This window comes from Thauera humireducens (assembly GCF_001051995.2).
GTDB lineage: Bacteria > Pseudomonadota > Gammaproteobacteria > Burkholderiales > Rhodocyclaceae > Thauera > Thauera humireducens.
On the sequence record NZ_CP014646.1, the window covers coordinates 2,966,264 to 2,991,052 of the forward strand.

The window sequence follows — 24,789 nt, forward strand, 5'->3', positions numbered from 1 at the left end:
GCCAACCCGCCGGCATGTCACGCAAAGCGCCGACATTACGCCTGTCCGGCCGCCATTTCCATACTCAAACGGACGGTGTCCGGGCGTGCCGGGCAGCCCCGCGCGCGGCCGTAAACGGCGAAAGGCGGCATGCCCACGCACCCCGCCTTTCGCACCCGCATTCGCGCCCATGCGGGCGCGCGGACATCAGACCACGCCGGCGCCGTGCGCCTGCTGGTCGGCCCAGTAGCTCGAACGCACCATCGGGCCGCAGGCCGCGTTCTTGAAGCCCATCTTCAGAGCTTCGGTCTCGAACATCTTGAAGGTGTCCGGATGCACGTAGCGCAGCACCGGCAGGTGGCCACCGGAGGGCTGCAGGTACTGGCCGATGGTGAGCATGTCGACGTTGTGGGCGCGCATGTCGCGCATGACCTCGAGGATCTCCTCGTCGGTCTCGCCCAGGCCGACCATCAGGCCGGACTTGGTGGAGACCTCGGGGTGGCGGGCCTTGAACTGCCTGAGCAGCTCCAGCGAGTAGGCGTAGTCCGAACCCGGACGGGCCTGCTTGTAGAGGCGCGGCACGGTCTCGAGGTTGTGGTTCATGACGTCGGGCGGCGCTGTATCGAAGATGTCGAGCGCGATCTCCATGCGACCGCGGAAGTCCGGCACCAGCACCTCGATGGTGGTCTTCGGCGACACGGCGCGCGTCTCGCGGATGCAGTCGACGAAGTGCTGGGCGCCACCGTCGCGCAGGTCGTCGCGGTCGACCGAGGTGATCACCACGTAGTTGAGGCGCATCGCGGCGATGGTCTTGGCGAGATCGCGCGGCTCGTCGGCGTTGAGCGGCTCGGGCCGGCCATGCCCGACGTCGCAGAACGGGCAGCGACGGGTACAGATGTCGCCCATGATCATGAACGTCGCCGTGCCCTTGCCGAAGCATTCATGGATGTTCGGGCAGGAGGCTTCCTCGCACACGGTGTGCAGCTTGTGCTCGCGCAGCGTCTCCTTAATCTCGTTGAAGCGCTCGGCCTCGTGGCCTGCGCCGAGCTTGATGCGGATCCAGTCGGGCTTCTTGAGGCGTTCGGCCGGGACGATCTTGATCGGGATGCGCGCGGTCTTCTCTGCGCCGCGCTGTTTGCGGGCTTGGGTTTCCACCGGCTTTTCCATAGTGGCTGTTCTCTGGGGGTTCAGGAGTCGCGCTCGTCGCGCAGACCGCGATTATGAGCCTGCCGGCAGGGCTTGGGCACCCTCGTCCGACAGATTGTCGTTATCCGTACGTCCGCCCGCAGGCGGCAACAGACGCTGCAGGTGGGCCAGCAGGCGCTCGCCGACCTGCTCGACGCCGTCGGTGACGCCGAAGTCCTTCATGCGGATCGTCTTGAGGCCTTCGTAGCCGCAGGGGTTGATCCAGCCGAAGGGAGCGAGGTCGGCATCGACGTTGATCGCCAGCCCGTGGTAGCTGCAGCCGCTCTTCACCCGCAGGCCGAGCGCGGCGATCTTGTCGCCGGCGATGTAGACGCCGGGGGCACCGTCCTTGCGTTCGGCCGCCAGGCCGTACTCGGCCAGCGTATCGATGATCGCCTGCTCCATCAGGTTCACCAGCTCGCGCACCTTGAGCCGCCGCCGCGGCAGGTCGATGAGCAGGTAGGCCACGAGCTGGCCGGGGCCGTGGTAGGTGATCTGGCCGCCGCGGTCGATGTGCACCAGCGGGATGCCGGCCGGGTTCTGCAGCAGGTGTTCGGGCTTGCCCGCCTGGCCCAGGGTGTAGACCGGCGGGTGCTGCAGCAGCCAGATCTCGTCCGGCGTGTCGTCCGTGCGCTCGGCGGTGAATACGCGCATCGCCTCGAGCGCCGGCGCGTACTCCACCAGGCCGAGGCGCTTGACGATCACAGCACCACCTTGACCATCGGGTGCGAGGTCAGCTCGCGGTACATCGTGTCGACCTGCACCTGCGACACCGCGCGGAAGGTGCAGGTGACGGCGAGGTAGTTGCCCTTGCTCGACGGCCGCATCTCGACCCCCGCCGGGTCGAAGTCGGGCGCGTGGCGCAGCACGACTTCGATCACCGCCTGGGCGAAACCATCCACCCGCGCCCCCATGATCTTGATCGGGAAATCGCAGGGATACTCGATCAGGGTCTGGCGCGTCGGCGCGCCCGCGTTATCCACCATTGCGCATCACCGTCTGTTTGAATTCCTGGTACCAGACATACATCTGCCGCCCCATCGGGCCAGGCTGGCCGTTGCCCACCGGCTGGCCGTCGAGCGAGGTGATGGGCAGCACTTCCTTGGTGGACGAGGTCATCCACAATTCGTCGGCGCTGCGTACCTCGGCTTCGAGCACCTCGCGCACCTCGTGCGTCATGCCATGCGCGCGGGCCAGTTCCAGCACCACGTCGTAGGTGATGCCGGGCAGCATCAGGTGGCTCTTGGGCGGCACCAGCAGCACGCCGTCCTTGCACACGAAGATGCTGGAGGCCGCGCCTTCGGTGAGGAAGCTGTCGCGAAACAGCACGGTCTCGGCGCAGCCCTTGTCGATGGCGTGCTGGCGCAGCAGGCAGTTGGCCAGCATCGACACCGTCTTGAGGTCGCAGCGCAGCCAGCGGATGTCCGCAGCGCTGGCGGCGGACACACCGGTCGCCAGTTGCTCGGCGCTCGGCGTGACCAGCGGCTCGCTCATCAGGAACACCGTGGGCGTGACCTCGGGGCCGGGGAAGGCGTGGTTGCGCTTGGTGTCGGCGCCGCGCGTGACCTGCAGGTACACCGACTGGTCGTCCCACGGGTTGCGGGCGACGATTTCGCCGATGATGGCTTTCCATTCCTCGGCGCCGTGCGGATTGGCAAGCCGCATCGCGGCCAGCGTGTTGGCCAGCCGCGCGACGTGCTCGTCGATGCGGAAGGCGCGGCGCGAATAGACCGGGATGACTTCGTAGGCGCCGTCGCCGAACAGGAAGCCGCGGTCCATCGGCGACACGCGGGCTTCGGCGAGCGGGACGTACTGACCGTTGACGTAGGCGGTGATCACACTGGGCTCCCGCTGGCTCAAAGGCTCTTGAAGAACATCACGATGGCGTCCCACAGGCGGCCGAAGAAGCCCGCCACCGGCACGTCCTTGAGGGCCACGACCGGGTAGTCGCCGATCGCCTTGCCGTCGACGCTGAGCTTGAGCGTGCCGACCTCCTGGCCCTTCTCCAGCGGCGCGACCAGCGGCTGGCGGCTCTCGAGCGTAACCTGCACCTTCTGCGCGGCTTCCTTGGGCAGCGACATCACGAAGTCATGCGTGAAGCCCACGGCCACCTCGTTTTCCTTGCCCTTCCACACGCGGAACTGCGACAGCGACTCGTCGGCCGAGTAGAGCTTCACCGTGTCGTAGAACTGGAAGCCGAAGTTCAGCAGCTTCAGCGACTCCTGCGCCCGCACCGTGTCCGACGCCGCGCCGAGCACCACCGAGATCAGGCGGCGCGTGCCGCGCTGGGCGGTCGACACCAGGCAGTAGCCGGCGGTGCTGGTGTGGCCGGTCTTCATGCCGTCGACGGTGGCATCCATGTACAGCAGGCGGTTGCGGTTGGGCTGCTTGATGTTGTTGTAGGTGTACTCCTTCATCGAGTACAGGCTGTAGTGCTCGGGGAAGTCGCGCACGATGGCGCTGGCGAGGATGGAGAGGTCGCGCGCGGTGGTGTAGAGCTGCGGGTCGGGCAGGCCGGTGGAGTTGGTGAAGTGGGTGTTGGTCATGCCCAGGCGCTGGGCCTCGCGGTTCATCAGCGCGGCAAAGGCTTCCTCGCTGCCGGCGATGGTCTCGGCCAGCGCGACGCAGGCGTCGTTGCCCGACTGCACGATCACGCCACGGATCAGCTCGTCGACCGTGACCGGCTTGTTCGGCTCGATGAACATGCGCGAGCCTTCCATGCGCCACGCCTTTTCCGATACCGGCACCACCTGGTCGGGCGTCAGCGTGCCGGCCTTGAGCGCGGCGAAGGTCAGGTAGGCGGTCATCAGCTTGGTCAGCGAGGCCGGCTCGATACGGGCGTCGGCATCCTTGTCGGCCAGCGTCTGGCCGGTCGCGTGGTCGACCAGCACCCAGGCCTTGGCGGCGAGCGCCGGCGGCGGCACGGACTGCGCCAGCGCGGTGAAGGAGAACAAGGAAATCAGTAAAGCAAGGAAAAGACGCATGAGAGGAACCCGGGAAGTGATGAAGGAGACAGGCGGGAACGCCGAATTATAGGCGCCCGCCCAAAGGCAGACCAAAAGCGAAAGCCTTTGTTTCAACCCAATGTTGCGTTGCGCAAGCCGCCGCGTCAGCGCACGATGACGAATGGCTTGAGCTGCAGCGTCGAGCCGATGCGCTCGGCCGCGGCACGAGCCGCATCGACCGTGTCGTAGGGACCGGCATGCAGGCGGAAACGCTCGCCGTCGGCGAACAGTTCGAGGCGCTCGGCATGCTCGGCTACCTCGCGCTCGACCGTGGCGCGAAAGCCTTCGGCATTGGCACGCGAGGCAAAGGCGCCGAGCTGCAGGAAGATGCCGGCGCTGGCCGACGCGATGTGCGGCACCAGGCCGTCGCCTTCGGCATCGGCAGTGGCCGCGGCGACCGGCATGGACGGCGAGGCCTGGGGCGCCGGCTCGAGCGGCGCCAGCGTGCGCGATTCGACCGCCGCAAGCGGGGGGCTGGCCGGCGCGGGCGTCTCGGCGACGGCCACCGGCGTACGCCCGGGCAGCGGCGGCACGGGCTTGGCGGCCGCCATCATCGGCACCTCGTCGGGCAGGATCTGCTCGATCTCGACCTCGGCACTGCCGGCATTGATGTAGCCGAGCTTGTGCGCCGCGGTATAAGACAGGTCGATGATGCGGCCCTTGTGGAAGGGCCCGCGGTCATTGACCCGCACCACCACCGTGCGGCCGCTGCCGGCGTGGGTGACGCGCACGTAGCTCGGGATCGGCAGCGTGGGATGGGCCGCGGTCATCGCGTACATGTCGTAGGGTTCGCCGCTCGAGGTCGGCTTGCCGTGGAAGCGGCGGCCATACCAGCTCGCGCGGCCACGTTCGCGGAAGGGGCGCAGTTCGGTGGCCGGCACATAGCCCTGGCCGAAGACGTTGTAGGGCCGGTTGGCAAAGCGGTGCAGCGGCTCGAGCCGTGGTTCGGCGTCGGGGATGGCGTCGAGGTTGTCGGGCGGCACGTCGTCCGGGCCGTCGTCCTTGTAGTAGCCGCCACCGCGGCGCGCGGTCGTGGCGGCCGGGGCCGAGGGCTTGGACGCAACGGTGTCGTCGCTGCGCTTGGGCGCCGAACCGCAGGCCGACAGCAGCATCGCGGCGGCGGCCACGAGCGCGAGACCGGCCAGCGACGGGGCACGGGCGGCATGGCGTGCGACGGGGGGCGGCGGAACGGCGGCGGAATCGGACTTCATCGGCACTCCGGGACGTCAACTGCTGCGCGCCGCGATGCGGCTGCGCTGGATGCTCATCAGGATACCGATGCCCAGACACAGGGTGACGAGCGCAGTTCCCCCGTAGCTGACGAAGGGCAGCGGCACGCCCACGACGGGCAGGATGCCGCTGACCATGCCCATGTTCACGAAGGCATAGGTGAAGAAGATCATCGTCACCGCGCCTGCCAGCAGGCGCGAAGCGTGCGTGGGCGCGAACGCGGCGATGGTGAAGCCGCGGATGAGCAGCAGCAGGTAGGTCGCCAGCAGCACGACCGCGCCGACCAGCCCGAACTCCTCGGCGAGCACCGCGAAGATGAAGTCGGTATGGCGCTCGGGCAGGAAGGCAAGGTGCGTCTGCGTACCCTCCATCCAGCCCTTGCCCGACACGCCGCCCGAGCCGATGGCGATGGTGGACTGGATGATGTGGAAGCCCTTGCCCAGCGGGTCGCGGGTGGGGTCGAGCAGGGTGCACACGCGCTGCTTCTGGTATTCGCGCAGCACCTGCCAGTCGACCTCGGGCTGGCACAGGGTGTCGCCGAAGGCGACGATGGAACCGATGCCGATCACCGCCGCCAGCACCAGCGGCACGATCAGCTTCCACGACAGGCCGGCGAAATAGATGACGTACAGGCCGGACGCGGCGACCAGCAGGCTGGTGCCGAGGTCGGGCTGGATCAGGATGAGGCCGAAGGGAACGACCAGCAGCAGGCCGGCGATGAGGAAATCGACGAAGCGCGTCTGCCCCTCGCGCTGCTGGAAGTACCAGGCGAGCATCAGCGGCATCGCGATCTTCATGATCTCGGACGGCTGGATGCGGGTGATGCCGATGTCGAGCCAGCGCTGCGCGCCCTTCGACACCTCGCCAAAGAACTCCACGCCGAGCAGCAGCACGACGCCCACCGCGTACAACGGCAGTGCGAGGTTCAGCATGTGGCTGGGCTTCAGCCATGCCATGCACCACATCGCGCCGAGCGCAATGCCGAAGTGCAGCAACTGGTTGTCGAGGCGCTCGGGCGAGGCGCTCTGCATCAGCACCCAGGCGTAGCCGAGCAGCACGCCGAGTAGCAGCAGCAGCATGGGGTCGATCGGGCGCAGGAAGCCGCGCAGCAAGGCCACCGGGTTGAAGCGCCAGCCGCTCATCGCACCGCCTCCTCAGCGGATGGCAAGGCGGGTTCCGCCGGCGCGCCGGCGTCTCCCTCACCGAGGCTCTCATCGGCGCCGGGATCTTCCGCAGCGGGCTGGCCGGCACGCTGGTGCAGCAGGTAGTAGTCCATGACCTGGCGCGCGATCGGTGCGGCCGACTGCGCGCCGAAACCGCCGTTCTCCACCAGCACCGCCAGCGCAATCTTCGGCGCCTCGGCCGGCGCATAGGCAACGAACCAGGAGTGGTCGCGCAGGCGCTCGCGCACACGGCCTTCGACATAGCGCTGGCCACGCAGCGAGAACACCTGCGCGGTGCCGGTCTTGCCACCCGAGGTGTATTCCGCGCCCTGGAAGGCGCGCCGGCCGGTGCCGCTGATGTTCACGCCCACCATGCCGTCGAGCACGGCCTTGACGTTGGCCGGCTTGAGGCCGATCTCGCGCAAGGGCGCGGGTTCGATCACACGTCGTTCGCCGCTGCGCGAATCGATCACGTGGCGCACGATGTGCGGCCGATACAGCTTGCCGTCATTGACCAGCGCGGCCAGTGCATTCGCGAGCTGCAGCGGCGTGAAGGCGTTGTAGCCCTGGCCGATGCCGACCGAGATGGTCTCGCCGGCGAACCACTGCTGCTGCTCGGGCCGGCGGAAACGCTGGCGCTTCCACTCCGGCGACGGCAGCACGCCGGCGGCCTCGCCGGGCAGGTCGATGCCCGTGCGCGCGCCGAAACCGAAGGGCGCCATGAAGTTGGCGATGTTGTCGATGCCCAGCTCGTGCGCGAGCTGGTAGTAGTAGGTATTGCAGGACACCACGATGGACTTGTGCAGGTCGACCATGCCGTGGCCGCCGATCTTGTCGTCCATGAACCGGTGGTTGCCGAGATTGAAGTAGCCGAAGTCGGAGATCGCCTGCTTGGCCGTGCGCTTGCCCGTTTCCAGCCCGGCGAGGGCCATGAAGGGCTTGAAGGTCGAGCCCGGCGGGTAGGCCGAATAGATTGCGCGGTTCAGCAGCGGATGGTCGGGCGATTCGTTGAGCGCCTTCCAGTCCTGCGTGGAGATGCCATCGACGAACAGGTTGGGGTCGAAGGTGGGCGTCGACACCAGCGCCAGCACGCCGCCGGTGGCGGGCTCGATCGCGACCAGCGCGCCCCGGCGATCACCGAAGGCGTTCTCGGCGATACGCTGCAGCTCGATGTCGAGCGTCAGCTCGAGGTCGTTGCCCGGAGTCGGCGGCGTACGTGACAGCCCACGCACCGCGCGTCCGCCGGCATTGACCTCGACCTGCTCGACGCCGGTGGTGCCGTGCAGTTCGTTCTCGTAGAACTGTTCCAGCCCGGCCTTGCCGATGTGCTGCGTGCCGCGGTAGTTGGCGGTGTTGCCCGCCTCCTCGATGCGTTCGACGTCACGCTGGTTGATGCGGCCGATGTAGCCGACGACGTGCGAGCCCACGCTACCCTGCGGGTAGTCGCGCAGCAGCCGCGCCTTCACCTCGACGCCGGGGAAGCGGTAACGATGCGCGGTGATGCGGGCGACTTCCTCGTCAGTGAGGCGGCTGCGCACCGGCACGCTTTCGAAATTCCGGCTTTCCTCGAGCAGCTTCGTGAAGCGGCGCCGGTCACGCGGCTCGATCGCGACCAGCATCGCCAGTTCGTCCAGCGTGGCCTCGACGTCGCCGACCTGCGAGGGCGTGATCTCCAGCGTGTAGGTGGCGTAGTTGCGCGCCAGCACCACGCCGTTGCGGTCGACGATGGTGCCGCGGTTGGGCACCGTGGGCAGCAGGGCGATGCGGTTGTCCTCGGCACGGGTCAGGTAGTAGTCGTGCCGCACCACCTGCAGGTAGTAGAAGCGCGCGGCCAGCAGCCCGAGGCAGACGCACACGAACAAGGCCGCGACCACCACGCGCAGGCGAAAACGTGCGAGCTCCTGGGCAGGCGCGCGTAGCTCGGTCATCGCCCGCGACCCTCAGATCGGCCGGTTGTCATCGCGATCCACCGGCTGATACTGCGGCACCATCAGCAGGATGGACAGCGGCGCCCACAGCAGGGCACTGCTCAGACTGGACAGGAAGTACGACCACCCCGGGAATTCCGCGCCTGCCAGTACGCGCACGACCAGCATCAGCACCTGGATGAGCAGGAACAGCGGCAGCATGTGGATCGCCTGCTGCAGCAGCGGGAACCACAGCACGCGACGGGCGGCGCCATTGGCGACATAGGCCAGCACCACGTAGGCCAGTGCATGCTGCCCCATCGCGGCCCCCTGGCCGACGTCGACCAGCAGGCCGAAGACGAAGCCCACGCCCATGCCGATGCGCAGCGGCTCGCGCACGCACCAGATCGCCAGCACCAGCGCGACCCAGTCGGGAATGCCCGGCACGCGGCCGGTGGGGATGTACTCCAGTCCGAGCGCCACGATCAGGCTGAGGTACACGAACCACAGCTTGACCGGCAGCAGGATGCGGCTGGAAAGATTGGTTGGCTGCATGCTTCAGCGCTCCCGGGCAGCCGGCGGTGGAGGCGGTGGCGGTGGCGGGTAGGCGGTGCGCCCGATCACCAGCACCTGAACGCTGGTCTCGACGGCGGCCAGCGGCGTGGCTTCGATGCGGGCAAAGGCGTCCGTCTCGCGGTCGACCGCCACGACGGCGGCGACCGGCAGGCCGGGCACGAAAACCCCGTCCAGTCCGGAGGTGACGAGCTGGTCGCCCTCGCGGATGTCCGCATCGGCCAGCACGAAACGCATCTCCAGCCGGCCACGGCCGGTGCCGAACAGCACGCCGCGTACGCCGTTGCGCACCACGCTGACCGGAATCGACTGCGTGCGGTCGGTCAGCAGCGTCACCTCGGACTGCACCGGATGCACGCGCGTGACCTGGCCCACCACCCCCTTCGGGTCGACGACCGCCAGCCCGGGCTCGACGCCCTGCTGGGCACCGCGGTCGAGGATGACCTTGCGCGCGAAGGGATCGGGGGCGTTGTACAGGATGTCGGCGGCGATGCTCTCGACCTCGACACGGCGCGACATGCCGAGCAGCTCGCGCAGATGGGCGTTCTCCTGCTCGAGCAGCTCGAAGCGCAGCAGGCGCTCGCCCGACGTGAGCTGCTGGCGCCGCAGGTCGGCATTCTCGATCTGGACCTCGAGCAGCGTGGCGAAATAGCGCGAGGCGTTACGCACGAAGTCGGCCGGCGTCGCGGCCGCCATCTGCAGCGGATAGGTGACCACCGACAGCGCGTTGCGCATCACTTCAAGATAGCGGAAGCGCAGGTCGGCCACCAGCAGCGCCAGGCAGATGGCGACGAAGGCAAACAGGCGCGCAACGGGCGCTGGTCCGCGCTTGAAGATCGGAGGAGGCTGATGGCCGACGAAAGACATCCGAAAAACCCGGGGCCGTCAGGTGGAGGGAAGCGAACGCCCCCCGGCACGCACGCCGGGGCCGGTCATCACTCGGACGTGAAGATGGAAGCGAGCTTGTCCATCTTGTCGAGCGCCATGCCGCAGCCGCGCGCGACGCAGGTCAGCGGCTCCTCGGCCACCACCACCGGCAGGCCGGTCTCTTCCATCAGCAGGCGGTCGAGATCGCGCACCAGCGCGCCGCCGCCGGTCAGCATCATGCCGCGCTCGGCGATGTCGGCGCCCAGTTCGGGCGGCGTCTGCTCGAGGCCGATCTTGACTGCGGAGACGATCTGGTTGAGCGGCTCGGTCAGGGCCTCGAGGATTTCATTGGACGAGATCGTGAAGCTGCGCGGGATGCCTTCGGCGAGGTTGCGGCCCTTGACCTCCATCTCGCGCACCTCGGAGCCCGGGAAGGCGGAGCCGATCTCCTTCTTGATCTTCTCGGCGGTGGTCTCGCCGATCAGCATGCCGTAGTTGCGGCGGATGTAATTGACGATGGACTCGTCGAACTTGTCACCGCCGACGCGGATGCTGCCCGAGTACACCATGCCGCCGAGCGAGATCACGCCGACTTCGGTGGTGCCGCCGCCGATGTCGACCACCATCGAGCCGGTCGCGTCCGACACCGGCAGGCCGGCGCCGATCGCGGCCGCCATCGGCTCCTCGATCAGGAACACCTGCGAGGCGCCCGCCGCCAGGGCCGCGTCGCGGATCGCACGGCGCTCGACCTGCGTCGAGCCGCAGGGCACGCAGATGATGATGCGCGGCGACGGCGACAGCAGGCGCGAGTCGTGCACCTTCTTGATGAACTGCTTGATCATCTGCTCGGTGACGACGAAGTCGGCGATCACGCCGTCCTTCATCGGGCGGATGGCGGTGATGTTGCCCGGCGTCTTGCCGAGCATCTGCTTGGCCTGGTGGCCAACCGCCTGGATCGAGCGCTTGGCGTTGGGCCCGCCTTCGGTACGGATCGCCACCACCGAAGGCTCGTCGAGCACGATGCCCTTGCCGCGCACGTAGATCAGCGTATTGGCGGTGCCGAGGTCGATCGCGAGATCGTTGGAAAAATAGGAGCGCAGGAAACCGAACATGAAACCTTCCGAAACCGGTGGAGTGGTTGTGCCGTGCGCCGCAGACAAGGTGATCGCGCGCCGCAACGCCAGCGCCTCGCCCGCTACCGCCAAGCGGTGTAGCCCCGGGCGGGGCAAAGACGATTATGATAACCTACAAACCTTTGTGGATTCAGCAGGTTTTGTTACCTCATGTCGCTGTCCAATGAACAAGTCGGGCACATCGCCCGCCTCGCGCGGATCGCACTTTCCGACGCCGAAGTGGATGCCACGCGCGCCAAGCTCAATGGCATTTTCGACCTCATCGAGCAGATGCAGGCGGTGGACACCACCGGCGTCGAACCGATGAGCCACCCGCAGGAGCTCGCCACGCGCCTGCGCGAGGACGTCGTCACCGAGACCAACCGCCGCGAAGCCTTCCAGAAGGTCGCACCGCAGACCGAAGCCGGCCTCTACCTGGTGCCGAAGGTCATCGAATGATCCGCATCGCGGCCGGCCTCGCCGCGATGCCCACTTTCTTGCCGAACCCATGATCAACGCTTCCCTCCCGGAACTGCGCCGCGCGCTCGATGCGCGGCAGATCTCCAGCGTCGAACTCGCGAGCCTGTTCCTCGACCGCATCGACGCGCTGAATCCCGAGCTCAACGCCTTCATCACCGTTGATCGCGACGGTGCACTCGCCGCGGCCCGTGCCGCCGACGAGCGCATCGCAGCCGGTACGGCCGGCGCGCTCACCGGCATCCCGCTCGCGCACAAGGACGTGTTCTGCACCGAGGGCGTGCTGACCACCTGTGGCTCGAAGATGCTGTCGAACTTCGTCAGTCCCTACGACGCCCACGTCGTCAGCCTGCTCAAGGCCGCCGGCGTGGTGAGCCTGGGCAAGGCCAACATGGACGAGTTCGCGATGGGCTCGTCCAACGAAAGCTCGTACTACGGGGCGGTGAAGAACCCGTGGAACACCGCCCGCGTGCCCGGCGGCTCGTCCGGCGGCTCAGCCGCCGCGGTTGCGGCGCGCCTGGCGCCGATCGCCACCGGCACCGACACCGGCGGCTCGGTGCGCCAGCCGGCAGCTTTCTGCGGCATCACCGGCATCAAGCCGACCTACGGCCTGGTGAGCCGCTACGGCATGATCGCCTACGCGTCCTCGCTGGACCAGGGCGGCGCCTTCGGCGCCAGCGCCGAGGATTGCGCGCTGCTGCTGTCGGCGATGACCGGTTTCGACGAACGCGACTCCACCAGCCTCGAGCGTCCGACCGAAGACTACGCCGCCGCACTCGCTGCGCCGGCTTCGGCAAAGCCGCTCGAAGGTCTGCGCATCGGCCTGCCGCGCGAGTTCTTCGCCGAAGGCATGGCCGACGACGTGCGTGCCGCGGTCGAGGCCGCACTTGACCAGTACCGCGCGCTCGGCGCCACCACGGTCGAGGTATCGCTGCCCAACGCGAAGCTGGCGATCCCGGCCTACTACGTGATCGCGCCGGCCGAGTGTTCGAGCAACCTGTCCCGCTTCGACGGCGTGCGCTACGGCCATCGCGCCGCGGACTACGGCGACCTGGCCGACATGTACAGCAGGAGCCGCGCCGAGGGCTTCGGCGCCGAGGTCAAGCGCCGCATCCTGGTCGGCACCTATGTGCTGTCGCACGGCTACTACGATGCCTACTATCTTCAGGCACAGCGCCTGCGCCGCCTGATCGCGCAGGACTTCCAGGCCGCGCTGCAGCAGTGTGACGTGATCGCCGGCCCGACCACGCCGACCACCGCCTGGGCACTGGGCCAGATGGCGGACGACCCGGTACAGATGTACCTGTCGGACATCTACACCATCGCGGTGAACCTCGCCGGCCTGCCCGGCCTGTCGCACCCGGCCGGCTTCGGTACCGACGGCCTGCCGGTGGGGCTGCAGCTGATTGGCGACTACTTCGCCGAAGCACGGCTGCTGAACGCCGCACACCGCTTCCAGCAGGTCACCGACTGGCACGCCCGCCGGCCGGCCACCGCCGCCTGAGACAGACCGCGATGCGGGCAGCGCTGCGCCACACGCTCCGTCACGGGCTTTTCGTGCTCGCCGGCGGGCTGCTGGCGTCCTGCGGCGTGCTGCCGCCGGCACCGCCTTCGGCGCAGCCGGACGTCGCACGCCCGAGCGAGGCGCCCGGCCGCCTGAAGCCGATGCCGGTGCGCCCGCTGGACGTGAAGGCCAGCTGCCGCTTCCGCGACGAAGCCGGCTACGCAGCGACGGCCGTCCTCGACATCAGCCACGCCGAGGTGAAGGCATTCAGCGCCACGGTGGACATACCGCGCCGCGGCAGCTGCCGCTTCGACGGCCCCTTCACCCAGACGCGCAGCCTGCCCAGTGTGGAACTGCGTGCGCAGGACGGCTGCACCGTCAATATCTGGGAGCAGGGCGAGCAGGTGACGGTGGGCTTCTCCAACTGCGCGCGGCGTTGCAGCCGCGGCACTTTCGACTACGTATGGCCGATCATCGTCGATCGGACCAGCGGTGAATGCCACTGAGCATCTGCCGCGAACCGCAACAAGAGAAACGACCATGAGCAGAACGGATTGGGAAGTCGTGATCGGGCTGGAAGTCCACGCCCAGCTCAACACCGCCAGCAAGATCTTCTCCGGCGCCAGCACCGCCTTCGGCGCCGAGCCCAACGTGCAGGCGAGCGCGGTGGACATCGCACTGCCCGGCGTGCTGCCGGTGCTGAACCGCGGCGCGGTCGAGCGCGCGATCCGCTTCGGGCTGGCGATCGGCGCCCACGTGGCGGACAAGAGCGTGTTCGCACGCAAGAACTACTTCTACCCCGACCTCCCCAAGGGCTACCAGATCAGCCAGATGGACCTGCCGGTGGTGGTCGGCGGCGAGATCACGATCCGTGTCGGCGAGGGTGAGCAGGCCTACGAGAAGACCGTGCGCCTGACCCGCGCACACCTCGAGGAAGATGCCGGCAAGAGCCTGCACGAGGACTTCCACGGCATGACCGGCATCGACCTCAACCGCGCCGGCACGCCGCTGCTCGAGATCGTCTCCGAGCCCGACATGCGCTCGTCGGCCGAGGCCGTGGCCTATGCGCGCGCGCTGCACGCGCTGGTGCGCTGGATCGACATCTGCGACGGCAACATGCAGGAAGGCTCCTTCCGCTGCGACGCCAACGTCTCGGTACGCAAGAAGGGCGCGGCCGAGTTCGGCACCCGGCGCGAGATCAAGAACCTCAACTCCTTCCGCTTCCTGCAGCAGGCGATCGACTACGAGGTGCAGTGGCAGATCGACACCATCGAGGACGGCGGCCGCATCCAGCAGGCCACGGTGCTGTTCGACCCCGACACCGGCGAGACGCGCATGATGCGCAGCAAGGAAGACGCCCACGACTACCGCTACTTCCCCGACCCCGACCTGCTGCCGCTGATGATCTCGGACGAGTGGAAGGCGCGCGTGCAGGCGGCGATGCCCGAGCTGCCGGGGGCGATGAAGGCGCGCTTCATGGACGCATGGGGCCTGTCCGCCTACGACGCGACCACGCTCACTGCATCCAAGGAAGTCGCCGACTTCTACCAGGCCACGGTGTCGGCTGCCGGCGCGGCGCTCGCCAAGCCTTGCGCGAACTGGGTGATGGGCGACCTCGCCGCGCGCCTGAACAAGGCCGAGCTCGACATCGGCGCATCGCCGGTGTCGCCCGCACAGCTGGCCGGACTGGTGGCACGCATCGCCGACAACACCATCTCCAACGCCATCGCCAAGAAGGTGTTCGAAGCGCTGTGGAACGGCGAAGACGCCACGGCAGACGAAGTCATCGACAAGCAGGGCCTCAAGCAGGTCACCGACACGGGCGCCATCGAAGCGATGATCGACGAGGTGCTGGCCGCCAACCAGAAGTCGGTCGACGAATTCCGCGCCGGCAAGGACAAGGCCTTCAACGCGCTGGTCGGCCAGGTCATGAAAGCCAGCAAGGGCAAGGCCAGCCCGGCGCAGGTCAACGAGTTGCTGAAGAAGAAGCTCGGCGCCTGACCGCCCGGCGCCCGATTCAGGCGCCTCGACCGACCCCGCGTCCGACCGCCACGGCGGCAGGACGCGGGGTCGGTCCGTTTACGGCCTGCACCGCACTTGCCCTGCATCAATAACATCTCCAGCAATTCGTCACATTCTTATATTCTTCGACACTGACGAAGCCGGCCTCGAATCGCGGACACAAGTCACCGGCGCTGGAGGAGAGATGGATGCATCGGTCGACCTGATCGACTGGCTGGGCGAAGACCTGAGCCTCGCGCTCGGCGGCCTGGTCATCGGCGCGCTGTTCGGCTTCTTCGCGCAGCGCTCCCGCTTCTGCCTGCGTGCGGCAGTCGTCGAGGTGGCGCGCGCCCAGGCAGGTGCCAAGCTGTCGATCTGGCTGCTCGCGTTCTCGTCGGCGCTGATCCTGACGCAGACGCTGATCCTGCTCGGGCTGTTCGACACCGCCAACGTGCGCCAGCTGTCGAGCCAGGGCAGCCTGTCGGGCTCGCTGATCGGCGGCCTGCTGTTCGGCATCGGCATGGTGCTGGCGCGCGGCTGCTCCAGCCGCCTGCTGGTGCTCGCCGCCAACGGCAATCTGCGCGCACTGCTGTCGGGCCTGATCTTCGCCGTCACCGCGCAGGCATCGATGAACGGCATTCTGTCGCCGTGGCGCGAAGCCCTGGCCCAGTTGTGGACCATCGAGGGCGGCAACGCGCGCGACCTGCTGGCCTGGGCGGGCATCGGCAACGGCGGCGGGCTGCTGTTCGGGCTGCTCTGGCTGGCGGCCGGCGCCTGGTTCGCGCGTCGTCAGCGGATCGACGGCTGGGGCTGGGTCGGCGGTATCGCCGCGGGCCTGATGGTGGGTTGCGCCTGGTGGTTCACCTACCGCATGGCCGGCCTGCTGTTCGATCCGACACCGGTGCAGAGCATGTCCTTCACCGGCCCTTCGGCCGACGTGCTGATGCGGGTGCTGTCGCCCCCGGGCCAGCCGCTCAACTTCGACCTCGGCATGGTGCCAGGCGTGTTCCTCGGTTCGTTCATCGCCGGGCTGTTCGCCCGCGAACTGAAGCTCGAGGGCTTCCAGGGCGGACATGCGATGCGGCGCTACATCGCCGGCGCGGTGCTGATGGGATTCGGCGGCATGCTGGCGGGCGGCTGCGCGGTGGGGGCCGGCGTGTCGGGCGCCGCGGTGTTCGCGGTGACGGCGTGGGTGACGCTGGCCGCGATGTGGGTCGGCGCGACGCTGACCGACTGGCTCGTGGATCGCCCGGTGGCCGCTGCGGCTGCCGGCACGGCACCGGCGCCGAGCCAGCCCTGAGACGCAATGCCGGGGCAGGCCGCAGCGCTTCGCTATACTTCGGATTCCCCCACCGACCACGCGGAGTCTCCGATGTGCCAGCTGCTCGGCATGAACTGCAATGTGCCGACCGATATCTGCTTCTCCTTCGCGGGTTTTCGCGCCCGCGGCGGCCTGACCGACCATCATCGCGACGGCTGGGGCATCGCCTTCTTCGAGGGTGCGGGCGCACGGGTCTTCCTCGACCCCAGCCCGAGCGCGGATTCGCCGGTGGCCGAGCTGGTCAAGCATTACCCGATCCGCTCCCTCAACGTCATCGCCCACATCCGCAAGGCCACGCAGGGCGAGGTGAGGCTGGAGAACACCCACCCCTTCCAGCGCGAACTGTGGGGACGCTACTGGATCTTCGCCCACAACGGCAACCTGAAGAACTTCGCGCCGACGCTGACGGGCCGCTTCCTGCCGGTGGGCACGACCGACTCCGAACTCGCCTTCTGCTACCTGCTCGATCGCCTCGCGCAGCGCTTTCCGCAGGGCACCCGCGACATCGCCGAACTGCACGCCGAGCTGCGCGTGCTCGCCATCGAGATCGGCAGCCACGGCGAGTTCAACTTCCTGCTGTCGGACGGCGACCAGTTGTTCGCGCACTGCTCTTCGCGGCTGTGCTACATCGTGCGCAAGGCGCCTTTCCCGGTGGCCCATCTGGCCGATGAAGATCTCACCGTCGACTTCAACGAGGTCACGACGCCGCTCGACCGCGTTGCGGTGATCGCCACCACGCCACTGACCGACAACGAACGCTGGACGCAGATCGTGCCGGGCAACCTGCTCGCCTTCCGCGACGGCGAACCGGTCGCGCTGCGCGACACGTCAACCGTTGCGCAGGACTATCCGCGTGGCACAGTGACAAATGCGTAGCAGTTCCTCCCCCCGCGGCAGCAAGACCGGTTAGAGTTCATATCCGCCCGGGGTTTCGAGTCGTCGAGGTTTGATCATGGACTGTCCGTTGTGCACGCCCTCCGCCGAGCAGGTCGTCTGGGAGGACGATCGCTGCCGTGTGATTCGCGTTGACGACCCTGTCCATCCCGGTTTCTGCCGGGTGATCTGGCGCGAGCACGTGGCAGAGATGACGGACCTGCTCACGGCTGACCGGCGCCACCTGTTCGCGGTGGTCATGGCGACCGAACGCGCGCTGCGCGACCTGCTGCATCCGGACAAGATCAACCTCGCCAGCTTCGGCAACATGGTGCCGCACGTGCACTGGCACGTGATCCCGCGCTACCGTGACGACAGCCACTTCCCGGAGTCGGTGTGGGGCACGCCCCAGCGCCCCGGCGTCGCACATGCTGCAGCCGACCCTGTCGCCCTGGCGCGTGCGATCGACAGCGCACTTTCCGCCGGTCAATGACCCTGTCGCTTCCGACCGAGGCCCTCCGACGATGGACTTCTCTAGCCCCGCTGCCTGCCTTGACCAGCTGCAACGCCTGCATCCGATCGACATTCCGGCGACCCAGGCGACACTGACGCGCATCATCGAAGGCCTGCTCGGCGCGAAGCCGGCGCCCAACCAGCATCTCGAAGTCCTGGAGGCCGCGCGCGAAGTCATCGCCTACGCCCAGCATGAAACGGCGCGCCGCTATGCGGCCCAGCCGCTGCCGCCCGACAGCGAGGAAAACCGCACCCTGCTGGACGTCGTGAACCTGTGGCGCAAGCTGTCGGCCTCCTATGCCCAGATCGCCCGCGCCGACGCTGCAGGCGGCACGCTTTTCGACCAGCGCGCCTTGCTGGCCCAGCGCCGCACGCACTACGCCGGCCTCGCCTTGTTCGAGTACTTCCGCGCCCATCGCGCCGTGCCGGCCGGATTCTGGACCGAGATCCATACCAGCTACCGCGACGCCATCGAGGCCGGCGTGCATCGCACGCGCGTGGCCGATCCGCTCAACGAGGTCTGGCGTGCTCAGAGCCCGCTCGAAGCCTACGTCTCGATCCTGTTGCTGGACCTGGCCAACCCCTACGGCCGCAGCGAGCGCGAGCTGAACTGGGTCATGCGCTGGGCGCAGCGCTTCGCGCCCTATTGCAGCCTGTCGCAGGATACGCAGCAGTTCAAGCCCACCGAATACGGCGTGGAACTCAGCGGCGACATCGGCCTGCGGCCGCTCGGGGTGCAGGCAACCACCGACACGCTGCAGCGCTTCGACGGCAGTACCCTCGCGAGCCAGATCCAGGCGGTGCTCGAGCAGTTCAAGCGCGGCGTCAAACCGGCCTCGCTCGGGCTGGGCGAAGACTGCCCCACCGACGCCAGCGCGCGGCTGCTGCTGTCGCTCTACCGCCCGTGGGGACGGGGCACGGCCGGCCGTCGCTTTCCGCGCCGTCACAAGCAGGGCAGTGCCGAGTTGAGCGGCGACTGGCTCACGATCGGCTTTGCGGTCGAAGGCGAGATCTTCCGCCAGCCCAGGCTCGAGAGCCCGCTGCACCTGCTGCGCGACGACATCTCGCTGTTCACCTTTGGCGAGCGCGCAATGGCGGTCACCGACAGCCATCAGGTGCGGGAACGCAACCTGCGCGACGCCGAACGGCTCGGCCTCGACTACGAGCAGTGGGACCTCATGGACCACTCGGTTGGCGGCTTCCGGCTGCGACGCGGCATAAGCGGCGAACGTCTCGCCCACCACCAGCTGGTGGGCGTACGGCCGCTCGATGCCGACCGCTTCGTGCTGGGCGATCTCAGCTGGCTGATGTATCGCGAAGACGGCGTACTGGAAGCCGGTGTCGAAGTGCTGCCCGGCGTGCCGAACATGGTCGCCGTGCGCCAGACCGGTCCCAAGGATGGCCGCAAGCCCTACCAGCAAGGCTTCCTGCTGCCGGAGTCGCCCTCGATGAAGTCGCCCGCCGCATTGGTGCTGCCCGTGCTCTGGTTCCAGGCCGGTCAGCTCATCGAGATCCGCCATCGCGACCAGCGCCGCCAGGTCCGCCTCAGCAGGGTGCTGAGGCGTGGCGCGAACTTCGACCTGTGCACCTACGAGGCCGTCGAACCTAGTCCTGCCTGATACGAGCCGCCGGGAAGCGCATCGCGAAACGGCTGCCCTTGCCCGGCTCGCTGCTGACGGCGAGTTCGCCCTGGTGGCGGGTGAGGATATGCTTGACGATGGCCAGGCCCAGGCCGGTGCCGCCGGTCTCGCGCGAACGTCCGCGGTCGACGCGGTAGAAGCGCTCGGTCAGACGCGGAATGTGCTCCGGGTCGACGCCGATGCCGTCGTCCTTGACCCAGTACTCGCCGCCTTCGCGGTCGACCCGCCAGCCCAGTTCGATGTGGCCGCCTGCGGGCGTGTAGCGCACCGCGTTGCTGGCGAGATTGGAGAACGCGCTGTGCAGTTCCTTGCGGCTGCCCAGCAAGGCACCGCCGCCTTGCAGCGCCAGCTTCACGCTGTGCCGGCCAGCCGACAGGAGCTCGGTCTCGCGCGCGACTTCTCGCATCAGTTCGGGCACGTCCACCGCCTCCTCCAGCGCGGCCGGCGCCCCGGTCTCGAGGGCCGACAGGGCCAGCAGATCCTCGATGAGGCGCTGCATGCGGTTGGACTGTTCGCTGGCGAGCTTCAGGAAGTGCAGCACCTCCTCGCGGCTGAAGTCGTCGAGGCCGTCGATCAGCGTCTCGAGAAAGCCGCCGACCACGGTCAAGGGCGTACGCATCTCGTGCGACACGTTGGCGACGAAGTCCCGGCGCATGTTCTCGAGCCGCTCGAGCTGCGAGATGTCGCGTGACACCACCATGCGCCGACTGCCTGCAAAGCGGATGATCTGCACCTGCAGCGTGCGCTCGCGACGGCGCAGCGAATGAATGACCAGGGGTTCGGCATACTGCCCCGCCTGCAGGTAGGCGACGAACTCGGGCTGGCGTACGAGGTTGGTGATCGGGGCACGCAGGTCTCGACGGCGATCGAGATCGAAGTGCTGCTCGGCCATCACGTTGAGCCACTCGATGCTGTCGTCGTCGGCGAGGTAGACGAGACCCTCGGGCATCGCCTGCGCCGCCTGCTGGAACCGGCCCAGTTCGGCCGACAGCTTGTCACGCACGATCAGTTCGCGCTGGAAACGGTCTCCCAACTCGGCGAACACGCTGCCCCACAGGCCTTCGACCTGCGGCGGCATGCTGCCCACGGCCTGGCGGGTCCATTCGACCAACTGGCGCATGTGGCGTGCAAGCAGGATGGCTGCGGCCAGGAAACCCAGGATCACGAGCGCAAGCGCTGCGTCGGTGCCGCGGTAATGCCCGGCCAGCAGGGCGAGGGCCAGCACGGCCGCCACGGGCAATCCAACGCCTGTGGCAATATAGCGAAGGGGACGATGGATCACTCGCGCTCCGTTGATCGGCAAGTACCGATTATCGCGCGGCGGAAAGCTGCGGTGCCTGGGTCGAGAATCGGTAGCCACTGCCACGCACCGTCTGGATCAGGGCGTCATGCCCGGTGGGTTCGAGCGCACAGCGCAGGCGGCGGATGTGGACATCGACCGTTCGCTCCTCGACGAAGACGTGATCGCCCCACACCTGGTCGAGAAGTTGCGCCCGCGAATGCACACGCTCGGGGTGGGTCATCAGGAAGTGCAGCAGGCGGAACTCGGTCGGTCCGAGCGCCAGCGCCTCGTCTCCCGCGGTGACGCGGTGGGTGGTCGGGTCGAGGCGCAGGCCACCGAGTTCGACCGCGTCTTCCGTCGCCTGCGGCGCCCGGCGACGCAGCACCGCCTTGATGCGGGCCACCAGTTCGCGCGGACTGAAAGGCTTGGTGATGTAATCGTCTGCCCCGGTCTCCAGCCCCATCACCTTGTCCTGCTCCTCGCCACGGGCGGTGAGCATGATGATCGGAATCGCACGGGTACGCTCGTCAGCGCGCAGGCGGCGGGCAAACTCGATGCCGGATGCGCCCGGCAGCATCCAGTCGAGCAGGATCAGGTCGGGCAGCGCCTCGCGCACGATGCGCTGGGCCGACTCGGCATCCGATGCACGCACCACGTGGTGGCCGGCACGATTGAGGTTGGCGGCGATCAGCTCCTGGATCGCCGGTTCGTCTTCCACGAGCAAAATGTTTGCTGGCATGCTGTTGACTCCGGTTGGCTCGCGCAGTGTATTTCAGGTATTTGACGTTTTGATGACGCGTCATGCACCTGAAACACGAATGCGGCTTTGCCGTGCCAGGGCTGGGGAGGGGTGATTCGGGTATGATTGTGGCCCCCGAATGCGAGGCTATCGCCATGGCCGGACTGGATCAGAACACCCCGCTCCCCACCGAGATCACGCTGCACAGCCAGTCGAGGCGGCTCGAGATCGCCTTCGACGATGGCAGCCGCTTCACGCTGCCCTTCGAGTTCCTGCGCGTGCATTCTCCGTCGGCCGAGGTGCGTGGTCACGGCCCCGGCCAGGAGACGCTGCAGCAGGGCAAGCGCGACGTCGACGTGGTCGACCTGCAGCCGGTGGGCAACTATGCGATCCGCCCGGTGTTCTCGGACGGCCACGACAGCGGGCTGTATTCCTGGGACTACCTCTACATGCTCGGCCAGCAGCAGGACGCGCTGTGGCAGGACTATCTCGACCGCCTGGAGCAGGCGGGCGGCACCCGCGACCCCGCCAAGGTGCCTCCGCCGGCACCCAAGGGCGGCTGCGGACACCATCACTGAGACGATCATGAGCGACAAGACCACGCACTTCGGCTTCCAGACGGTTGCCGAGGAGGCCAAGGAAAAGAAGGTGGCCGAGGTGTTTTCCTCGGTCGCGCAGAAGTACGACGTGATGAACGACCTGATGTCGTTCGGCCTGCACCGGATCTGGAAGCACTTCACGATCCAGATCTCCGGCGTACGCGAGGGTGACCGTGTGCTGGACGTCGCCGGTGGCACGGCCGACCTGTCGCTCGCCTTCGCGCGCAAGGTCGGCCCCAAGGGCCAGGTGTGGCTGACCGACATCAACCACGCGATGCTGTCGCGTGGCCGCGACCGCATGGTCGACCACGGCTTCACGATGCCGACCGCACAGTGCAACGCCGAGAAACTGCCCTTCCCTGACGACTGGTTCGACTGCGTCACCGTGGCCTTCGGCCTGCGTAACATGACGCACAAGGAGGTCGCGCTGGCCGAGATGCGCCGTGTGCTGCGCCCCGGCGGCCGACTGCTGGTGCTCGAGTTCTCGCGGGTGTGGAAACCGCTGTCGCCGCTCTACGACCTCTACTCGTTCAAGCTCCTGCCATGGATGGGCGAGAAGGTGGCAAACGATGCGGAAAGCTACCGTTACCTCGCCGAATCGATCCGCATGCACCCTGGGCAGGAAGAACTGAAGGCGATGATGGAACAAGTCGGCCTTGCGCGTGTCGATTACTTCAACCTCAGCGCGGGCGTCGTCGCCCTGCACCGTGGCTACAAGATCTGAACCTGGAGACTGACCAAAGATGAAAAACTTCTTCCTCACCCTGATCGTTGCCGTGCTGTCGTTCGGCTTCGGCGTGCCCGAAGCGGAGGCCAAGCGCCTTGGCGGCGGCAGCAGCTTCGGCATGCAGCGCCAGGCGACGCCTCAGCAGGCGCCGCGCCAGCCTGCCGCCACCCAGACGCCCGCCTCGGCCGCAACCCCGGCCGCCGCACCGAAGCGCTCGTGGATGGGTCCGGTCGCCGGCCTCGCCGCTGGCCTGGGTCTTGCCGCCCTGTTCTCGCACCTTGGCCTCGGTGAAGAAATGGCATCGTTCATGATGATCCTGCTGCTGGCCGTCGCAGCCTTCTTCATCTTCCGCCTGCTGTTCCGCCGCGGCGGTAGCACCCAGCAAAGCCAGAACCTGCAGTACGCGGGCGCAGGCGCCGCTGCGGGTGGCGCCACGCCGCTGCGTCCGGCTCCGGTCGCTGCCCCGATGTCGGGCACCAGCGCTGCCGCCTCGGGCCTGGACAAGGCGATCGCGGAGGGGTTTGACGTGCAGGGTTTCGCACGCCAGGCCAAGCTCAACTTCATCCGCCTCCAGGCTGCCAACGATGCCGGCAACCTCGAAGACCTGCGTGAATTCACCACGCCGGAAGTCTTTGCCGAGATCCGCATGCAGCTCAGCGAGCGCGGCACCGTGGAGCAGCGTACCGATGTGGTCGAGCTGAACGCCGACGTGGTCGACGTCGAAGAGGACAATGGCCGCTACGTCGTCAGCGTCCGCTTCAACGGCCTGTTGCGCGAGCATGAGGGCGCTGCCCCGGCCCCCTTTGACGAGATCTGGCACCTGACCAAGCAGGTCAGTGGCAGCGGTGGCTGGCTGATCGCCGGCATCCAGCAGATCAGCTGATCGTCGTATCATCGACGGGGAGGCCCAAGGGCCTCCCCGTTTTGTTTTCAGCACCGCCTTTTCGTACCTTTCCCGGCTCAGACACCATGCTGTCCAGCGCTTTCCTTTCCGCTACCAATCACCTGTTGTCGCAATCGGGCTGGGCGCGCACCCGCCTGCAGCCGCACGCCGGACGTACCGCGCGCCTGGCGATTGCACCGCTCGCGGAACTCGACTTTTCGGTTTCCGCGGAAGGCTATCTTGCGGCCTGGTCGGGCGAGGACGCGCCCGAAGTGCTGTTGCGGCTCGCGGCAGTCGATCTGCCCAGGCTCCTGGTCGATGGCCTCGAGACGGCAATGCGCCATGTACGCATCGAAGGCAATGCGGAGTTCGCCGACGCTCTGGGTTTCGTGTTCCGCCACCTGCGCTGGGATGCGGAAGAGGACCTGTCGCGCGTGTTCGGCGACATTGCCGCCCATCGCCTGGTCGAAGGCGGCAAGCACCTGGTCGGCGAGGGTCGGCGGTCGCTCGAACGCGCGAGCGGCAACCTGGCCGAGTACCTCACCGAAGAGTCCCCGCTGCTCGTTCCGCGCAATGCGCTTGCCGAGCTGTCGCAGGACGTCATCGCACTGCGCGACGCGCTGGGCCGCCTCGACAAGCGGGTGTCCCGCCTCGAGGGGCGGCGCTGACCGGCACGCCATCCGAGTCGGACAGGCCAAACACCGAACCAAAAAAAAAGCAGCTCCGGAGAGCTGCTTTTTTCTTCCTGCTCCATCGATCGACGGAGCGGAGACGCGATCAGTGACCGCGCTTGCGCAGGCGCTCGATCGCAGCGAGTTGTGCCACTGCTTCCATGAGCTCGGCCTGGGCCTTGGCATAGTCCAGACGCGCGGTCTGGTTCGCCATCGCCTCTTCGGCTTTCTTCTTGGCTTCCAGCGCCTTCGCTTCGTCCAGATCCTTGCCGCGGATCGCGGTGTCGGCAAGCACCGTCACCAGACCCGGCTGAACCTCGAGCAAACCACCGGCAACGAAAACAAGCTCTTCTTCCGCCTGATTCGGAACCTTGACCCGCACCGCACCCGGTTTGATCCGGGTCATCAGCGGCATGTGGCCGGGCAGAATGCCGAGTTCACCCGCCTCACCAGGCAGCGCGACAAATTCTGCCAGCCCGGAGAAGATCTGCTCTTCCGCGCTGACGATGTCGACATGAACCGTCATAGCCATGTTGTT

General features: G+C 67.6%; 26 protein-coding genes. 12 read left to right on the plus strand and 14 right to left on the minus strand.

Going from position 1 to position 24,789, the window contains the following annotated elements; translation table 11 throughout:
* Window positions 1-186: 186 nt before the first annotated feature.
* From lipA to AC731_RS13985, 11 genes are all read right to left on the minus strand, one after another.
* Window positions 187-1,134, minus strand: a complete 948-nt coding sequence (gene lipA, locus AC731_RS13935; RefSeq protein ID WP_048710156.1) for a lipoyl synthase — start codon at window positions 1,132-1,134, stop codon at window positions 187-189.
* Window positions 1,135-1,197: 63 nt separating this feature from the next.
* Entirely contained in the window at window positions 1,198-1,869 is a 672-nt protein-coding gene (gene lipB, locus AC731_RS13940; protein ID WP_048706950.1) for a lipoyl(octanoyl) transferase LipB, read from the minus strand.
* Entirely contained in the window at window positions 1,866-2,150 is a 285-nt protein-coding gene (locus AC731_RS13945) for a YbeD family protein (RefSeq protein ID WP_004261973.1), read from the minus strand. Before AC731_RS13945 ends, lipB begins: the two co-directional genes overlap by 4 nt.
* The gene (locus AC731_RS13950) at window positions 2,140-3,003 is read right to left on the minus strand and encodes a D-amino acid aminotransferase (protein WP_048706952.1); all 864 of its coding nucleotides are present in this window, start codon (window positions 3,001-3,003) and stop codon (window positions 2,140-2,142) included. The genes AC731_RS13945 and AC731_RS13950 overlap by 11 nt, the downstream gene beginning before the upstream one ends.
* Before the next feature lie 17 nt (window positions 3,004-3,020).
* Complete coding sequence (locus tag AC731_RS13955) at window positions 3,021-4,148, minus strand: D-alanyl-D-alanine carboxypeptidase family protein (RefSeq protein ID WP_048706953.1); 1,128 nt, start codon at window positions 4,146-4,148, stop codon at window positions 3,021-3,023.
* A gap of 125 nt (window positions 4,149-4,273) precedes the next feature.
* The gene (locus AC731_RS13960) at window positions 4,274-5,380 is read right to left on the minus strand and encodes a septal ring lytic transglycosylase RlpA family protein (RefSeq protein WP_048706954.1); all 1,107 of its coding nucleotides are present in this window, start codon (window positions 5,378-5,380) and stop codon (window positions 4,274-4,276) included.
* 15 nt (window positions 5,381-5,395) lie between these two features.
* Complete coding sequence (rodA, locus tag AC731_RS13965) at window positions 5,396-6,541, minus strand: rod shape-determining protein RodA (protein ID WP_004261960.1); 1,146 nt, start codon at window positions 6,539-6,541, stop codon at window positions 5,396-5,398.
* The gene (gene mrdA, locus AC731_RS13970; protein ID WP_048706955.1) at window positions 6,538-8,490 is read right to left on the minus strand and encodes a penicillin-binding protein 2; all 1,953 of its coding nucleotides are present in this window, start codon (window positions 8,488-8,490) and stop codon (window positions 6,538-6,540) included. Before mrdA ends, rodA begins: the two co-directional genes overlap by 4 nt.
* A gap of 12 nt (window positions 8,491-8,502) precedes the next feature.
* A complete protein-coding gene (mreD, locus tag AC731_RS13975; RefSeq protein ID WP_004261954.1) occupies window positions 8,503-9,024 on the minus strand; it encodes a rod shape-determining protein MreD in 522 nt (173 codons plus the stop codon).
* A gap of 3 nt (window positions 9,025-9,027) precedes the next feature.
* A complete protein-coding gene (gene mreC, locus AC731_RS13980) occupies window positions 9,028-9,909 on the minus strand; it encodes a rod shape-determining protein MreC (protein ID WP_048706957.1) in 882 nt (293 codons plus the stop codon).
* A gap of 68 nt (window positions 9,910-9,977) precedes the next feature.
* Window positions 9,978-11,021, minus strand: a complete 1,044-nt coding sequence (locus AC731_RS13985; RefSeq protein WP_004261950.1) for a rod shape-determining protein — start codon at window positions 11,019-11,021, stop codon at window positions 9,978-9,980.
* A gap of 171 nt (window positions 11,022-11,192) precedes the next feature.
* On the opposite strand from AC731_RS13985, the gene gatC reads away from it, so the two are divergent.
* From gatC to AC731_RS14025, 8 genes are all read left to right on the plus strand, one after another.
* A complete protein-coding gene (gene gatC / locus AC731_RS13990) occupies window positions 11,193-11,480 on the plus strand; it encodes an Asp-tRNA(Asn)/Glu-tRNA(Gln) amidotransferase subunit GatC (protein WP_048706960.1) in 288 nt (95 codons plus the stop codon).
* 49 nt (window positions 11,481-11,529) lie between these two features.
* Window positions 11,530-13,002, plus strand: a complete 1,473-nt coding sequence (gene gatA / locus AC731_RS13995) for an Asp-tRNA(Asn)/Glu-tRNA(Gln) amidotransferase subunit GatA (RefSeq protein WP_048706962.1) — start codon at window positions 11,530-11,532, stop codon at window positions 13,000-13,002.
* 11 nt (window positions 13,003-13,013) lie between these two features.
* The gene (locus AC731_RS14000) at window positions 13,014-13,508 is read left to right on the plus strand and encodes a hypothetical protein (protein WP_048706964.1); all 495 of its coding nucleotides are present in this window, start codon (window positions 13,014-13,016) and stop codon (window positions 13,506-13,508) included.
* A gap of 34 nt (window positions 13,509-13,542) precedes the next feature.
* Complete coding sequence (gene gatB / locus AC731_RS14005) at window positions 13,543-15,003, plus strand: Asp-tRNA(Asn)/Glu-tRNA(Gln) amidotransferase subunit GatB (RefSeq protein ID WP_048706967.1); 1,461 nt, start codon at window positions 13,543-13,545, stop codon at window positions 15,001-15,003.
* Window positions 15,004-15,208: 205 nt separating this feature from the next.
* On the plus strand, window positions 15,209-16,303 hold the full coding sequence (locus tag AC731_RS14010; RefSeq protein WP_048706970.1) for a YeeE/YedE family protein: 1,095 nt from the start codon (window positions 15,209-15,211) through the stop codon (window positions 16,301-16,303).
* 72 nt (window positions 16,304-16,375) lie between these two features.
* A complete protein-coding gene (locus tag AC731_RS14015) occupies window positions 16,376-17,200 on the plus strand; it encodes a class II glutamine amidotransferase (protein WP_048706973.1) in 825 nt (274 codons plus the stop codon).
* A gap of 76 nt (window positions 17,201-17,276) precedes the next feature.
* Window positions 17,277-17,690 carry an HIT family protein gene (locus AC731_RS14020; protein ID WP_004261919.1) on the plus strand — a complete coding sequence of 138 codons (414 nt, stop codon included), beginning with the start codon at window positions 17,277-17,279 and terminating at the stop codon, window positions 17,688-17,690.
* Window positions 17,691-17,721: 31 nt separating this feature from the next.
* Entirely contained in the window at window positions 17,722-19,329 is a 1,608-nt protein-coding gene (locus AC731_RS14025; protein ID WP_048706974.1) for a hypothetical protein, read from the plus strand.
* On the opposite strand, the gene phoR is transcribed toward AC731_RS14025, so the two are convergent.
* Both phoR and phoB read right to left on the minus strand, forming a co-directional pair.
* Window positions 19,316-20,584, minus strand: a complete 1,269-nt coding sequence (gene phoR, locus AC731_RS14030; protein ID WP_237266538.1) for a phosphate regulon sensor histidine kinase PhoR — start codon at window positions 20,582-20,584, stop codon at window positions 19,316-19,318. The genes AC731_RS14025 and phoR overlap by 14 nt on opposite strands.
* Before the next feature lie 76 nt (window positions 20,585-20,660).
* Window positions 20,661-21,371: a phosphate regulon transcriptional regulator PhoB gene (gene phoB / locus AC731_RS14035; RefSeq protein WP_004261905.1), complete on the minus strand. Its 711-nt coding sequence runs from the start codon at window positions 21,369-21,371 to the stop codon at window positions 20,661-20,663.
* 155 nt (window positions 21,372-21,526) lie between these two features.
* Here phoB and AC731_RS14040 point away from each other — a divergent pair, with 155 nt between their 5' ends.
* The 4 genes from AC731_RS14040 to AC731_RS14055 all read left to right on the plus strand — a co-directional run bounded on the left by AC731_RS14040 (window position 21,527) and on the right by AC731_RS14055 (window position 24,248).
* A complete protein-coding gene (locus AC731_RS14040; RefSeq protein WP_004261901.1) occupies window positions 21,527-21,949 on the plus strand; it encodes a gamma-butyrobetaine hydroxylase family protein in 423 nt (140 codons plus the stop codon).
* 7 nt (window positions 21,950-21,956) lie between these two features.
* Window positions 21,957-22,694, plus strand: a complete 738-nt coding sequence (gene ubiE / locus AC731_RS14045; protein ID WP_004261896.1) for a bifunctional demethylmenaquinone methyltransferase/2-methoxy-6-polyprenyl-1,4-benzoquinol methylase UbiE — start codon at window positions 21,957-21,959, stop codon at window positions 22,692-22,694.
* A 19-nt stretch (window positions 22,695-22,713) separates the two neighbouring features.
* Window positions 22,714-23,580: a Tim44 domain-containing protein gene (locus AC731_RS14050; RefSeq protein ID WP_048706979.1), complete on the plus strand. Its 867-nt coding sequence runs from the start codon at window positions 22,714-22,716 to the stop codon at window positions 23,578-23,580.
* An 86-nt stretch (window positions 23,581-23,666) separates the two neighbouring features.
* A complete protein-coding gene (locus AC731_RS14055; RefSeq protein ID WP_048706981.1) occupies window positions 23,667-24,248 on the plus strand; it encodes a ubiquinone biosynthesis accessory factor UbiJ in 582 nt (193 codons plus the stop codon).
* Between the two features lie 109 nt (window positions 24,249-24,357).
* Here AC731_RS14055 and AC731_RS14060 read toward each other — a convergent pair whose 3' ends face one another.
* On the minus strand, window positions 24,358-24,783 hold the full coding sequence (locus tag AC731_RS14060; protein ID WP_004261883.1) for a F0F1 ATP synthase subunit epsilon: 426 nt from the start codon (window positions 24,781-24,783) through the stop codon (window positions 24,358-24,360).
* Window positions 24,784-24,789: the final 6 nt, after the last annotated feature.

Coding starts and splice junctions, on each gene's coding strand:
- AC731_RS13945 (WP_004261973.1), bottom strand. CDS start 2,150: ATGGTGGATAACGCGGGCGCGCCGACGCGCCAGACCCTGATCGAGTAT.
- AC731_RS13955 (WP_048706953.1), bottom strand. CDS start 4,148: ATGCGTCTTTTCCTTGCTTTACTGATTTCCTTGTTCTCCTTCACCGCG.
- AC731_RS13960 (WP_048706954.1), bottom strand. CDS start 5,380: ATGAAGTCCGATTCCGCCGCCGTTCCGCCGCCCCCCGTCGCACGCCAT.
- rodA (WP_004261960.1), bottom strand. CDS start 6,541: ATGAGCGGCTGGCGCTTCAACCCGGTGGCCTTGCTGCGCGGCTTCCTG.
- mrdA (WP_048706955.1), bottom strand. CDS start 8,490: ATGACCGAGCTACGCGCGCCTGCCCAGGAGCTCGCACGTTTTCGCCTG.
- mreD (WP_004261954.1), bottom strand. CDS start 9,024: ATGCAGCCAACCAATCTTTCCAGCCGCATCCTGCTGCCGGTCAAGCTG.
- mreC (WP_048706957.1), bottom strand. CDS start 9,909: ATGTCTTTCGTCGGCCATCAGCCTCCTCCGATCTTCAAGCGCGGACCA.
- AC731_RS13985 (WP_004261950.1), bottom strand. CDS start 11,021: ATGTTCGGTTTCCTGCGCTCCTATTTTTCCAACGATCTCGCGATCGAC.
- gatC (WP_048706960.1), top strand. CDS start 11,193: ATGTCGCTGTCCAATGAACAAGTCGGGCACATCGCCCGCCTCGCGCGG.
- gatA (WP_048706962.1), top strand. CDS start 11,530: ATGATCAACGCTTCCCTCCCGGAACTGCGCCGCGCGCTCGATGCGCGG.
- AC731_RS14000 (WP_048706964.1), top strand. CDS start 13,014: ATGCGGGCAGCGCTGCGCCACACGCTCCGTCACGGGCTTTTCGTGCTC.
- gatB (WP_048706967.1), top strand. CDS start 13,543: ATGAGCAGAACGGATTGGGAAGTCGTGATCGGGCTGGAAGTCCACGCC.
- AC731_RS14010 (WP_048706970.1), top strand. CDS start 15,209: ATGGATGCATCGGTCGACCTGATCGACTGGCTGGGCGAAGACCTGAGC.
- AC731_RS14015 (WP_048706973.1), top strand. CDS start 16,376: ATGTGCCAGCTGCTCGGCATGAACTGCAATGTGCCGACCGATATCTGC.
- AC731_RS14020 (WP_004261919.1), top strand. CDS start 17,277: ATGGACTGTCCGTTGTGCACGCCCTCCGCCGAGCAGGTCGTCTGGGAG.
- AC731_RS14025 (WP_048706974.1), top strand. CDS start 17,722: ATGGACTTCTCTAGCCCCGCTGCCTGCCTTGACCAGCTGCAACGCCTG.
- phoB (WP_004261905.1), bottom strand. CDS start 21,371: ATGCCAGCAAACATTTTGCTCGTGGAAGACGAACCGGCGATCCAGGAG.
- AC731_RS14040 (WP_004261901.1), top strand. CDS start 21,527: ATGGCCGGACTGGATCAGAACACCCCGCTCCCCACCGAGATCACGCTG.
- ubiE (WP_004261896.1), top strand. CDS start 21,957: ATGAGCGACAAGACCACGCACTTCGGCTTCCAGACGGTTGCCGAGGAG.
- AC731_RS14050 (WP_048706979.1), top strand. CDS start 22,714: ATGAAAAACTTCTTCCTCACCCTGATCGTTGCCGTGCTGTCGTTCGGC.
- AC731_RS14055 (WP_048706981.1), top strand. CDS start 23,667: ATGCTGTCCAGCGCTTTCCTTTCCGCTACCAATCACCTGTTGTCGCAA.
- AC731_RS14060 (WP_004261883.1), bottom strand. CDS start 24,783: ATGGCTATGACGGTTCATGTCGACATCGTCAGCGCGGAAGAGCAGATC.